This is a genomic window from Arsenophonus endosymbiont of Bemisia tabaci Q2 (assembly GCF_902713415.1).
Taxonomy (GTDB): domain Bacteria; phylum Pseudomonadota; class Gammaproteobacteria; order Enterobacterales; family Enterobacteriaceae; genus Arsenophonus.
Window position 1 is genome coordinate 1 of record NZ_CACTIE010000048.1, and the last position, 11,633, is coordinate 11,633.

The 11,633-nt window shown below is 37.6% G+C and carries 16 protein-coding genes and 5 pseudogenes; 10 read left to right on the forward strand and 11 right to left on the reverse strand.

Translation table 11 applies throughout. The features are described 5' to 3' along the window. Positions 1 to 102: 102 nt before the first annotated feature. The 7 genes and pseudogenes from ARSQ2_RS02920 to ARSQ2_RS02950 form a co-directional block, all read left to right on the forward strand. Positions 103 to 249, forward strand: a complete 147-nt coding sequence (locus tag ARSQ2_RS02920) for a hypothetical protein (RefSeq protein ID WP_181994294.1) — start codon at positions 103 to 105, stop codon at positions 247 to 249. A gap of 45 nt (positions 250 to 294) precedes the next feature. Then, positions 295 to 564 carry a hypothetical protein gene (locus ARSQ2_RS02925; RefSeq protein ID WP_181994295.1) on the forward strand — a complete coding sequence of 90 codons (270 nt, stop codon included), beginning with the start codon at positions 295 to 297 and terminating at the stop codon, positions 562 to 564. Positions 565 to 803: 239 nt separating this feature from the next. Next, on the forward strand, positions 804 to 968 hold the full coding sequence (locus tag ARSQ2_RS02930; protein ID WP_181994296.1) for a hypothetical protein: 165 nt from the start codon (positions 804 to 806) through the stop codon (positions 966 to 968). A 34-nt stretch (positions 969 to 1,002) separates the two neighbouring features. Continuing rightward, positions 1,003 to 1,200, forward strand: a complete 198-nt coding sequence (locus tag ARSQ2_RS02935; RefSeq protein ID WP_181994297.1) for a hypothetical protein — start codon at positions 1,003 to 1,005, stop codon at positions 1,198 to 1,200. A 46-nt stretch (positions 1,201 to 1,246) separates the two neighbouring features. Beyond that, a complete protein-coding gene (locus tag ARSQ2_RS02940) occupies positions 1,247 to 1,423 on the forward strand; it encodes a hypothetical protein (protein WP_181994298.1) in 177 nt (58 codons plus the stop codon). A gap of 433 nt (positions 1,424 to 1,856) precedes the next feature. Continuing rightward, positions 1,857 to 2,216 (forward strand): hypothetical protein, encoded by a 360-nt coding sequence (locus ARSQ2_RS02945; RefSeq protein WP_181994299.1) that lies wholly within the window; start codon positions 1,857 to 1,859, stop codon positions 2,214 to 2,216. Positions 2,217 to 2,218: 2 nt separating this feature from the next. Next, a pseudogene (locus ARSQ2_RS02950) lies at positions 2,219 to 3,357 on the forward strand (FHIPEP family type III secretion protein); the annotation flags it as partial. 53 nt (positions 3,358 to 3,410) lie between these two features. Here ARSQ2_RS02950 and glnL read toward each other — a convergent pair. The 8 genes and pseudogenes from glnL to ARSQ2_RS12380 form a co-directional block, all read right to left on the reverse strand. Continuing rightward, positions 3,411 to 3,555: pseudogene (glnL, locus tag ARSQ2_RS12365) on the reverse strand (nitrogen regulation protein NR(II)); the annotation flags it as partial. A 21-nt stretch (positions 3,556 to 3,576) separates the two neighbouring features. After that, entirely contained in the window at positions 3,577 to 4,017 is a 441-nt protein-coding gene (locus tag ARSQ2_RS02955) for an IS630 family transposase (RefSeq protein ID WP_238334280.1), read from the reverse strand. A gap of 94 nt (positions 4,018 to 4,111) precedes the next feature. After that, positions 4,112 to 4,396, reverse strand: coding sequence for an IS630 transposase-related protein (locus ARSQ2_RS02960; protein ID WP_181995190.1), 285 nt, complete (start codon positions 4,394 to 4,396; stop codon positions 4,112 to 4,114). 35 nt (positions 4,397 to 4,431) lie between these two features. Then, a pseudogene (locus ARSQ2_RS15205) lies at positions 4,432 to 4,744 on the reverse strand (histidine kinase dimerization/phospho-acceptor domain-containing protein); the annotation flags it as partial. Between the two features lie 163 nt (positions 4,745 to 4,907). Beyond that, positions 4,908 to 5,138, reverse strand: coding sequence for a hypothetical protein (locus ARSQ2_RS12375; RefSeq protein ID WP_238334278.1), 231 nt, complete (start codon positions 5,136 to 5,138; stop codon positions 4,908 to 4,910). A 147-nt stretch (positions 5,139 to 5,285) separates the two neighbouring features. Next, positions 5,286 to 6,695 (reverse strand): glutamate--ammonia ligase, encoded by a 1,410-nt coding sequence (gene glnA / locus ARSQ2_RS02970; protein WP_181994300.1) that lies wholly within the window; start codon positions 6,693 to 6,695, stop codon positions 5,286 to 5,288. A gap of 259 nt (positions 6,696 to 6,954) precedes the next feature. Then, a pseudogene (locus tag ARSQ2_RS02975) lies at positions 6,955 to 7,541 on the reverse strand (M20/M25/M40 family metallo-hydrolase); the annotation flags it as partial. A 106-nt stretch (positions 7,542 to 7,647) separates the two neighbouring features. Beyond that, positions 7,648 to 7,735 (reverse strand): annotated as a pseudogene (locus ARSQ2_RS12380) (hypothetical protein); the annotation flags it as partial. A gap of 148 nt (positions 7,736 to 7,883) precedes the next feature. Here ARSQ2_RS12380 and ARSQ2_RS02985 point away from each other — a divergent pair. Together ARSQ2_RS02985 and ARSQ2_RS13530 are read left to right on the forward strand one after the other, a co-directional pair. Then, positions 7,884 to 8,702: an IS630 family transposase gene (locus ARSQ2_RS02985; RefSeq protein ID WP_181994302.1), complete on the forward strand. Its 819-nt coding sequence runs from the start codon at positions 7,884 to 7,886 to the stop codon at positions 8,700 to 8,702. Beyond that, a complete protein-coding gene (locus ARSQ2_RS13530) occupies positions 8,642 to 8,764 on the forward strand; it encodes a hypothetical protein (RefSeq protein ID WP_255487241.1) in 123 nt (40 codons plus the stop codon). The genes ARSQ2_RS02985 and ARSQ2_RS13530 overlap by 61 nt, the downstream gene beginning before the upstream one ends. Here the strand turns inward: ARSQ2_RS13530 and fliB are convergent. The 3 genes from fliB to ARSQ2_RS03000 all read right to left on the reverse strand — a co-directional run bounded on the left by fliB (position 8,722) and on the right by ARSQ2_RS03000 (position 10,088). Continuing rightward, the gene (gene fliB / locus ARSQ2_RS14590; RefSeq protein ID WP_181994303.1) at positions 8,722 to 9,114 is read right to left on the reverse strand and encodes a flagellin lysine-N-methylase; all 393 of its coding nucleotides are present in this window, start codon (positions 9,112 to 9,114) and stop codon (positions 8,722 to 8,724) included. The two genes, ARSQ2_RS13530 and fliB, sit on opposite strands and share 43 nt — an antisense overlap. Before the next feature lie 112 nt (positions 9,115 to 9,226). Beyond that, on the reverse strand, positions 9,227 to 9,691 hold the full coding sequence (gene rimI / locus ARSQ2_RS02995; protein ID WP_181994304.1) for a ribosomal protein S18-alanine N-acetyltransferase: 465 nt from the start codon (positions 9,689 to 9,691) through the stop codon (positions 9,227 to 9,229). Next, complete coding sequence (locus ARSQ2_RS03000; RefSeq protein ID WP_238334279.1) at positions 9,660 to 10,088, reverse strand: DNA polymerase III subunit psi; 429 nt, start codon at positions 10,086 to 10,088, stop codon at positions 9,660 to 9,662. Before ARSQ2_RS03000 ends, rimI begins: the two co-directional genes overlap by 32 nt. 375 nt (positions 10,089 to 10,463) lie before the next feature. Here ARSQ2_RS03000 and rsmC point away from each other — a divergent pair, with 375 nt between their 5' ends. After that, complete coding sequence (rsmC, locus tag ARSQ2_RS03005) at positions 10,464 to 11,480, forward strand: 16S rRNA (guanine(1207)-N(2))-methyltransferase RsmC (protein WP_181994306.1); 1,017 nt, start codon at positions 10,464 to 10,466, stop codon at positions 11,478 to 11,480. The last annotated feature ends 153 nt before the right edge of the window (positions 11,481 to 11,633 follow it).

The following is an 11,633-nucleotide window of genomic DNA, read 5'->3' on the forward strand; positions in this document are numbered from 1 at the left end:
CAATTGAATAGCTCATATAAATAATGTCATCAAAATTAAGTCGCTTAGCTATATCAGGCTGCTTTCCTGTTGCTGGTTCGTTTTGATAGACAGGCAAATAAAATGGGCGGATATCCAGAGCAGGGTGATTACTATAATGTGCAAGCATGGCAGTATTGGGTGGTGCAAAATATTACCGGAGATTGGGGAGGATGGTTAGGCGAATTTAGACCTGATTTTCGAACCTTGATTTTACACAGCACCAACTAGCAAAAAATGGCATGCATAACATTGACAGAGGCTTATTAAGCGCTATTGCAAGTACTTAATCCCTCTCGACTTGCCGACGCACTTGATACAGATAAATATCAGGGGATTTCAGCGGCATTTAGTGGTTTTCATCGTTGGGTAATGGCACATTCGATGGAATCACAAACACTAGCCAAGGATATTACCCATGCTTATCAAATTATTAGCGCTAATAGTGGTTGCTTCGGTGCCGATCTGGCGGCTGCTGTTAGTTCTGTTTGGCAAAGTGCGACGGTAGAAAATCAAGTTAAAGATATTCTTATGGGTACCCGATAGCTACTCCCTTTACAGCCATCATATTCAATGACGCCTGAAGTGATCGCTCTATTACATTTTACCCATTTATTACCTTATCTTGCCGGTAGCATCACAGGTGGTGTCCAAAGTGGTTTAGTTAGTTCACTGGCCCCGTTTTTTGCTACCGGTTGGGTAACCACAGTATGATAGGCGGCTTTGTTCACACTTGGGCGGAACAGAAAATAGCCTCAACAATATCAGCGCATCCTAATACTGAAGTGATGGTTAACGCATTGATGCTCGGCATTCGTGAACAGGGTAGTTTTCAAGATCGAGCTACTTCGGTAGTCAGTTATATGATGAAACGCCAGTTATTGCAAGATATTGGTAACTTGGCTCGTGATTGTTTTGAAACTAATAAAGTCGGAGCTTTTCGCCGTTAGTGGCAGTATACCACTAATTTTTGGCGGCAAATGAATGTTAAAGCAAAATTGTTTAGTATCGCGGGCAATTGCCGGTACAGCAGCTATTTCTGCTATCGTTGCAGCTGCTATGGTGTTATTCACGCTAGGAAAAGGCGGAGTAGGGTTAGCAGTTTTAGGCTTAGGTGCATTGTTAGCCGCTACAGTAGGTGGTTACTTTGGCTATAGTGGGTTAAAGTTTACTAAAAAATAGCAACTTCCTAGGTTTTCGTCAGGCATCTGAATTTGCGCAAGATAATATGACTGAACAGCGTATCCCAGAAGCGTTACAGCAATTTGTCGACAAGCAATATCAGGGTAAAACTGTTGCTAAACATTTAGATATTCAGTTAGTCGATATTGAAAAATATATTTCACTTAAGCAGGTAGCAGAGCAAGATCAGGCGCATTTTTTTGTGTGCCAACTGGAAAACTAGGGGAATGAAACACAGCAGCAATTAGCCCGCAATCAGCAAAAAGCGCGAGCTGAATTACTTGGCCACGGTTGCACAAAAATTAAACGGTTGGCAAGAACTAGAGGGTCAGGAATTGACAAATTGTTTGGCTGAAATTGATGAGGCACTTGTCCGATCTAAACTTGTTGTCGACTGATTTTATCAGCCGCATATAAAGGTTATTTAACTGCTTGAAGTCATTATAGATTAACGTAATTTAAAATAACTGATTGATTTAATCAAACTAGTTTCGCTGTATTGATCATTGTATTGTGGCTGTAAATATTTTTTTGTTAATTTTAACCTTGTTGGAGTAAAATTTATTTTACTTGCCGTGAAGTTATTTCAGGTATTTACCGGATACGAAGCCAGAGCTTCCTCTAGCATGCTTAATGAATAGTAAAGAGGGAAGATAATGAAATTGCAACTGGCTCATAATCTTGAACATTTTTTCTCTTTGTTCAATCACAGAATAGTCGAAATTTCAACGGCAATTGAGTGCCATTGGCTACCTTTTGGTCTACGTATTAAAATTATTGAAGAACGTTTTCTTATAACCAGTTGGTTGTTAAAAGAGGGTGATTTTGATCTCTTGTCAGCATTAAAACTTAATCAACCAGAGCGCTTTTGGGGGATTCCGCACCGAGTATTTATTATTCGCCACCGACCCTATGTGAGCGCATGGTGCCCAAAAGAGAGTGATGGTCTTTTTTTATTTCGTTTGTGTCAAAGGCAGCGTCAATTTCTTTCACAGTTACCTAAAGGAGCCGGCTGATAATGTCAATCACTCGTTGGCTATCTAAAATTGCAGGACGTCAAGATATTATCTTTAGCGCCATGCTAATGTTGTCAGTATTCATGTGTTGTCAGTATTCATGATGATTTTGCCGCTGCCAACTCCCTTAATTGACGTATTAATCGCGATTAATTTAGGGTTGTCGATCATTTTATTTATGATGGCAATCTATATTCGTGATCCGCTTGACTTCTCTGCCTTTCCATCCATGTTGCTGATAACCACATTGTATCGTTTAGCATTGACTATCAGTACTAGCCGTTTGATCTTATTACAACATGATGCCGGTGAGATAGTGTATACCTTTGGTAATTTTGTAGTTGGCGGTAATCTTGGGGTTGGTATCATTATTTTTGCCATTATCACTATCGTACAGTTCATTGTTATTACTAAAGGCTCTGAACCTGTGGCTGAAGTAAGTCCCCGATTTTCTTTTGATGGTATGCCTGGCAGGCAGATGAGTATTGATGGTGACATGCGGGCAAGGATTATTGATGCCACTGAAGCCAAACGCCAAAGAGCATTGGTACAAAAGGAAAACCAGCTTTATGGTGCCATGGATGATGCGATGAAATTTGTCAAAGGCGACGCCATTGCGAGCGTAATTGTTATTTTGCCCAATATCTGTGGTGGCATTGGTGTGTTGCTACATAATATGTCAGCAACGGAAGCATTGAATACTTATGCTATTTTATCGGTAGGAGATGGATTAATTGCGCAGATACCGTCATTGCTTATTTCAATCACTGCAGGATTAATTGTTACTCGAATACCCGGAGAGAAAAAGAATAATCTGGCTGGTAATTTAGTACAACAGATAATCAGTCAACCTATGTCATTGCAACTGACTGCTGCTATTTTATTGGTTTTTGCTATTATCCCTGGTTTTCCTTGGTTTGTATTTGGTTCCTTAGCCTTGATGCTATTTGGCTGTTCTTATTGGATGAAACGTAACGCCAAAGTGAAAAAAGGATTAGGTCAGGTCTATTCCTCTGCCGACAATGGAACGGAACAGGGATCACGAGAGATGACACCAGGCACAATACCGCTGTTAGTCATTATTGGTCAACAGCTAATGACCGAGACGATGACTGATAAAATACAGAATTTACTTTGGCAATTATAGCTAACCGACTTAATTTTGATGACATCATATTAAAGTCGCCAAGCTATATCTTCAATATCGATCCGGGCAGCAAGTCGATATGTTTTTCCATGTAATGTCACTTGAAATGCGGTGCGAGTCCGTATAATTAAGCAAGGTTCCGCCGTTTTCTTCCATTGCTTGTATCGCGTTTTGGCTTAAATTGAGTAATATAGCTAAGCGACTTAATTTTGATTACACCATATTCAGTGCGAACAAAATATCTGTGTCGCATCCGAGCGCTCTTTTTTTACATTTAGCTTGTGCCCATTTATGTTCAATTGGATTAAGATCTGGCGAATAGGTAGGCAAATATTCCACCATATGCCCCGCATCGATGATGACTTGTTGAATACTCTGTTTCTTGTGAAAAGTTGCATTATCCATCATGATTACACTGTTTTTAGGAAGTACTGGGATAAGGACTTGGGTGACCCATGCATAGAAAACATCGCTGTTAATATTGATATCAAATAATCCGATAGCAAACAGCGTTGTGCCCAATAAAGCGCCGATAACATTTTTTCTTCCTTTAGCTCCCCAGTTCTTGAGACCAACACACCGTTGACCTTTCGGGGAATAGCCGTGAGTCCGCGGGGTATCGTGTGAAAAACCACTTTCATCAATAAAAACAATATGCTTGCCTTCTTTTTCATACTGTTGTTTTTTTGTTGAAACGTTTGTCGAGTGTTTTCGTCGGCTTTCGGATGACGTAGAGTTTTTTTATAGGTCAATCCCATTTTTTAAGAGCTTGCCAAATGGCCTTCTGACAAACGCCAAAACGCTCTGCACGCTCTTTTTGGTAAGCATCTGGATATTGTTCAACATCTTTTATCAACTCGGATTTATCGATTTTTCGCTGACGCGTAGTCGATGCTTTTGGCTCTATTTGATTAATCCAACGCGATACAGATGCAGAGCCAATCCGAAATTGCTTCGCTGTTTCTCGGATACTCAACCCTTCTTCTTCCATCGTAAATATCACTTTACGTCTAAAATCAATTGAATAGCTCATATAAATAATGTCATCAAAATTAAGTCGCTTAGCTATACCTGTTCAATTTGTTCCGGATAGTGTGCAAAATCAGGTAAACTGGGATCATAGTCTTTTATTAGTTTAATATTTTTCGGTAGTGTCAGTGATATTAAATGGTAAGTACGCTCAACAACTTGATGAATATTCTGTTTTTTTTGCGCCAGGATGTTGGGAGGCAAGTAGACGATCAACTAAATTACGCAAGCGATCGGCTTGCTCAATAATAACTTGGGTATATTCCAACTGATTAGAATTAGAAAGGGTTTTGGCTAACAGCTGAGCTGCTCCACGTAAACCATCTAATGGATTTTTTATCTCATGAGCTAAAGTACGAATTAACTCACGTGATGCGCTTTGTAATGATTGTTCTTGATCTAAACGGCGATGGTGATTAACTGGCGAAAATTCTAGCAAAATAAAGGATGGTGAAATGGGCTGCGCACTGATAATCACGATATAAGAGTGATTATTAATAACCAGAGTAACGTGATTATCGGTAAAGCTTAGATTTTTTATTTTTTTGCATGAAATCCATATTAAGCGAACAATAATCAAACACTACTGGTAGTGGTGTACCTAGTAATTTTCTTGGGCTAGCTAAAAAAAATTGACGGCTAGCATGATTAGCGTAATGGATAATGCGTTCATTATCGAGTAATAGAATATTATGCAATAAACAATCTAAAATATGATCGCCAATTGGTAAATTATCAATTTTCACTTGGTCTTACTCCTGCACCTTTTTAGTGCATATTAACATATTTGAGTATAAACCAAGAATTTTTGTTCAATTTTTATGCAAAAAACCTCATCAAAAGATGAAGTAAATATTACAATACAACAAAAATACTCAGCTGAGAATGGCTTATCAAACGCTGCAGTATATTTCGAACTCTAATGGGTGAGGTGCCATCCGAATACGTTGAACATCATCTTTTAATAAATTGATATAAGCATCGATCGTTTCATCAGTAAATACTTCACCCCGTTTCAAAAATTCCCGATCAGCATCCAATGCCTGTAGTGCTTCTTCCAGTGAACTGGCAACGGTTGGGATCTCTTGTGCTTCTTCTGCGGGTAAATCATATAAATTTTTGTCCATTGCTTCACCCGGATGAATTTTATTAATAATTCCATCGAGACCTGCCATCAATTGTGCCGCAAAGGCTAAGTACGGATTGGCAGCCGGGTCTGGGAAACGAACCTCAATACGCGATGCTCTAGGATTAGCAACGATTGGAATGCGAATAGAAGCTGAACGATTACGTGCGGAGTAAGTCAACATTACAGGTGCTTCAAAACCTGGAACCAGACGTTTATAAGAGTTGGTGGTTGGATTAGTAAAGGCATTTAAAGCTCGCGCATGTTTAATAATACCGCCAATATAATAAAGCGCCATTTCAGATAAGCCGCCATATTTATCACCGGCAAACAAGTTGCTGCCATTTTTTTCCAGTGACATATGACAGTGCATACCAGAGCCATTATCACCCACTAGTGGTTTTGGCATAAATGTTGCTGTTTTACCAAAAGAATGGGCAATATTGTGCACCACGTATTTGTATATTTGTGTTTCATCGGCCTTTTTAGTCATGGTATTAAAACGAGTAGCAACCTCGTTTTGGCCTGCGGTGGCAACTTCATGGTGGTGTGCTTCAACAATTAATCCCATTTTCTCCATGGTGGAACACATAGCGGAGCGCATATTTTGTGAAGAGTCAACGGGAGGGACAGGAAAATAACCAGCTTTAACGCTTGGCCGATGGCCTTTATTACCATCTTCATAATGTGCGCCAGAATTCCAGGTTGCTTCAACATCATCGATATGATAATAAGCACCAGAAATATTGTTACCAAAGCGAATATCGTCAAACACAAAGAATTCAGGTTCAGGTCCAAATAATATCGTATCTGCAATACCGCTACTACGTAAGAAATTTTCGGCACGTTTAGAAATTGAACGTGGATCTCGTTCGTAGCCCTGATGAGTGTGGGGCTCTAGGATATCATACCGAATAATTAGGGTTGAATCACTAAAAAAAGGATCTAATACTGCTGTCTCAGGATCAGGCATAAGCATCATATCTGACTCATTAATTCCTTTCCAGCCGGCAATTGACGAACCGTCAAACATTTTACCTTCTTCAAAGAAATCTTGGTTAATTTGGTGAGCAGGGATAGTGATATGTTGTTCTTTACCTCTGATATCGGTAAAGCGTAGATCAATATATTTAACATGGTGCTCTTTGATCATGGATAAAACATACTTAACAGACATAAAGATTCTCCTGATTGGATCCTATTTTGAACATAGCGCCAAAAAATTTTACTATTGTTAATTATTCACTATACGAAAATCATGCCAAATTTTTATAACTGATAATAGATGCTTTTTTAATGATTTATTAGTAAATAATCATAAATTGAATAATAAATTGCACCATTCTTGTGCAAATCGGATGCTATTAAAGCACAATCATGGTGCGGTAGTCGAAAAAAAGATAGAGCTGGTCTTATTTTATTCCCAATTTAGTAGTTTATTTTTTCAAGCAAAAATGGGATATCATTTGTGCAAGTAATTCAATTGTCGGTTTTATATATTTAAGTTCAATAAATTCATCAGGTTGGTGAGCCTGCTCTATCGAACCTGGCCCTAATATTAATGTTGGACATCGCATTTGAATAAAGGGCGCTTCTTCGGTGCAGTAATTAACGGTTTGAGCTTTTTTATCTAATAAATTTTTAATTATTTTCAACATGTTATGATTATTTGGCATTCAAGACCGGGAATATGCGGATGAAGTTCCTCGATAATTAAGCGATCAGGCCAACGATGTTTAATCGGTTTAAATGCGGCATGTAACAATTCATCCAAATTTTTTAGTGACAGACCGGGTAGTGGACGAATATCGATATGTAATTCACAACACCCAGAGATTCGATTTACGGCATCACCCCCATGAATATGTCCAAAATTCATTGTTGGGTAGGGAATATCAAATGCCTTGTTGTGGTAATCGGTTTTTAGTCTATTTCTAAGAAAAATTAACTGACTAATGGTTTCATGCATTAACTCAATCGCATTAATACCCTGTTCCGGATCACTTGAATGGCCAGATTGACCGGTATAGCTAGGCCACTTTAAAATGATTACAAGTAATTACTCTATATCATTAGATTTATATTGGAGAAAAATATATATTTTTGTAATCAAAATTAAGACGCTTAGCTATAATACGAATGGCATTGGCAATATGCCCCTTATGAGCGCGAATCGGTCGCAATAAAGTTGGGTTCACCAATAATTGCTAATTCAGGCTGAATTTTTGCAGTTGCAGCAAAATATAGCTAAGCGACTTAATTTTGATTACACCATATTGAGTGCGAACAAAATATCTGTGTCGCATCCGAGCGCTCTTTTTTTGCATTTATAGATAAGCGACTTAATTTTGATGACATTATTTATATGAGCTATTCAATTGATTTTAGACGTAAAGTGATATTTACGATGGAAGAAGAAGGGTTGAGTATCCGAGAAACAGCGAAGCAATTTCGGATTGGCTCTGCATCTGTATCGCGTTGGATTAATCAAATAGAGCCAAAAGCATCGACTACGCGTCAGCGAAAAATCGATAAATCCGAGTTGATAAAAGATGTTGAACAATATCCAGATGCTTACCAAAAAGAGCGTGCAGAGCGTTTTGGCGTTTGTCAGAAGGCCATTTGGCAAGCTCTTAAAAAAATGGGATTGACCTATAAAAAACTCTACGTCATCCGAAAGCCGACGAAAACACTCGACAAACGTTTCAACAAAAAACAACAGTATGAAAAAGAAGGCAAGCATATTGTTTTTATTGATGAAAGTGGTTTTTCACACGATACCCCGCGGACTCACGGCTATTCCCCGAAAGGTCAACGGTGTGTTGGTCTCAAGAACTGGGGAGCTAAAGGAAGAACAAATGTTATCGGCGCTTTATTGGGCACAACGCTGTTTGCTATCGGATTATTTGATATCAATATTAACAGCGATGTTTTCTATGCATGGGTCACCCAAGTCCTTATCCCAGTACTTCCTAAAAACAGTGTAATCATGATGGATAATGCAACTTTTCACAAGAAACAGAGTATTCAACAAGTCATCATCGATGCGGGGCATATGGTGGAATATTTGCCTACCTATTCGCCAGATCTTAATCCAATTGAACATAAATGGGCACAAGCTAAATGCAAAAAAAGAGCGCTCGGATGCGACACAGATATTTTGTTCGCACTCAATATGGTGTAATCAAAATTAAGTCGCTTAGCTATACCTCTGGGCAAGAAAAACTTAACAAATGTTGCGTATAACCATCAAATTGTGTTTTTAATCTCGGATAAGTCTGGAAAGTGTAGCTTAATGCGCTGGGTCCAAACGTTTTGTAAATCCGACAGAATTTGTCACCACCAAAAAATGGACATTTGTCCTCTTTATCAAGTGCAATAAAAGAGTATTTGTTAATAGCACTACCTTTAGGATATTTAATCAGATGTTTATCAGTGATCTCTTTGATCTCAATTTGATGGGCAGTTTTATATTTTTTATAAGTCTTCTTATTAATATTAATCGTCCAACCGTGACAACAATGAGACAAACACTGATCGCCTATACATTTAAATCTTTTATAAAAAAGCGGGATAATTTCTCTATGTTGTTTCATTACAAATAGGCCTATCAAGCGAATATTGATACAAAAATTACCACTTAATCGCTTATCAATGGTATTATTATCGAATCTAAACTATTTTTTTATCTTAATTCAGTATTTAAATTTATAAGGCAGGCATACTATCAGGCAAAATAGTTAACGCCATAACCACCGCATCTTCACGCTTTTTTGCCGCCGGATAATAATTTTTTCTTATTGTGACAATAAGAAAACCCAGTTTTTCATATAGCTGAATTGCGCCATGATTTGATTGCCGGACTTCCAACCATAAAGTTTTGATATATTTGGTTGCCAAATGTTCGATCAAATAGCGTAGTAAACATTCACCATAATCTTGTCCTTGATAATCAGGATGAATAGCAATATTAAAGAGGGTTCCCTCATCTAACAGAGATTGTGTGATAACAAAACCAACTAATTGATTTTCAAGACTAATTTTTAAATTAATATATTGCTTTCCTTGATTACTGTAGAATACCTTTTCACTCCAGGGAAAAGCATGACTCAAGTTTTCAATAGCAAAAGCAGAGACTAAATCAGTTTGTTCTAAATTCGAAATTATTTTCATGCTGGCATATTTGCGCCCACAAAGCGCGTTTTGACTGAGGATCAGAATAAATTTCTGGCAATGGTAAAGTATGGATAACCCATCTTTTTGAACTAACAGGTAATTGTTTGCCTATGATCCAGCAAGGCCAAAGAATTTCTTTTGGTAACAGCGATATCTCTTTAGTTAATAAACAACATACCTGACGACTGTCTATCATCATCGCTCGTAAAATATCTTTGACAAAAAGGTTACCTAAATCAATGCGTTCATCAGCGATAATAATTAATTGGGTAGCGTCAGGAATACACACTGCATGTTCACCACATAGTAGCGCGGGATCGCGTAATATCCATTGCACAATTCCCATCTGCTTTAGTAATTGATCTCTAATCGTCATCAAACTACTCCACCACAATATATACTGAGCCCACCATATCAAACCGAGTTATATAAATCAAAATAATAACATTGCAAAACTTAGCAATATAAAGACAATTACTCTTTCTCTCCAACTATATTTATTTTCTGAATTTAAACTGCAAATAAATAGAGTAAATAGACAAATTATTAAGTTATCAAGAAACAATATGATCACTAAATAATAGATAACAAGTAACCATTGGATTGAAAGCTAATAATAGTGATACAATAGCGATAATAAGTTCATATCTCACAAATTTATCAAAATTTACGATCCTATGAGCAATATTTTTACGTTTACGGCGAATATTTTCCTTTTATAGTTATAGTTGGTAAAAGAAAACCTAATCTAATACAGGAGCCAACATTTATGTCGTCACTGACGCCCGCTAGTGAAGTGATTTTACGTCATGATGAATACTTTATCGGCCGTCGTGTTTTAATCGCTGGTAACTTACAAGATAATATTAGCGCTGAAATGAGGGCTGAAATTTTACATATTTTAACTAATCAGTATCACTACTGGTTATCATTTAACAAAGCGCTAGGCGAAAAAGCCCATTATGACTTAACGCTTGAAAAAACAGTGGCGAGACAATTTAATACACTGATCTATTTTTGGCCTAAAAACAAGCAAAAAGCCCATTTTCAACTACACAATATTTGCTCAGTTTTACCAGTAGGTAGTGATATTTTTATTGTTGGTGAAAATCGTAGTGGTGTAAATAGCGCCAATAAAATTCTAGAAGAAATAGGCAGTGTACGCAAAATTGATGCAGCACGGCGCTGTAGTCTCTATTATTGGCAGCTAGAAAAACAACCTCACTTTCATTTAAATGATTGGTGGAATATCTATAAGGTCGCTGATATATCTATCAAAACCCTACCTGGCGTATTTAGTCAACAAGCGCTGGATGCCGGAAGTCAACTACTTCTTTCTACATTTGATAAACCTATCAAGGGTAAATTATTAGATATCGCATCCGGCTCCGGTGTGCTTGCAACGGTTATTGGCAAGAGAAACCCTGACATAAAATTAACTCTCTGCGATACTCATGCAGGGGCGGTCACATCCTCTATTGAAACCATAAAAATAAATAGCTTAATTGGCGATGTTATAGCAAGTGATATCTACTCTGCGGTTGAAGATAGTTATGACTGGATAATTTGCAACCCGCCGTTTCATGATCGATTAAAAACGGATTATTCAGCCGCTGAAGCAATCATCAAACAAGCATCAAATCATCTAAAACCAGGTGGAAAATTTAGAATGGTTGCCAATGCCTTCTTACCTTATCCAGATTGGTTAGATAAAGCGTTTGCTCGCCATGAAATACTTGCTCAAACAGGTAAATTCAAGGTTTATCAAGCCAGCAAATTCAGTTAAATCTGATACGATAAGTTTTAGCAAAATAATTAATTATTTGAACAACATTGTTACCACTTTCGTTTTAAGTGAATGAGAGATGAGAATGGAAGTCGGTAACAATATTTAACTGCAACTTTATTATAGCTGGGCGACTTTAAAATGATTACAAGT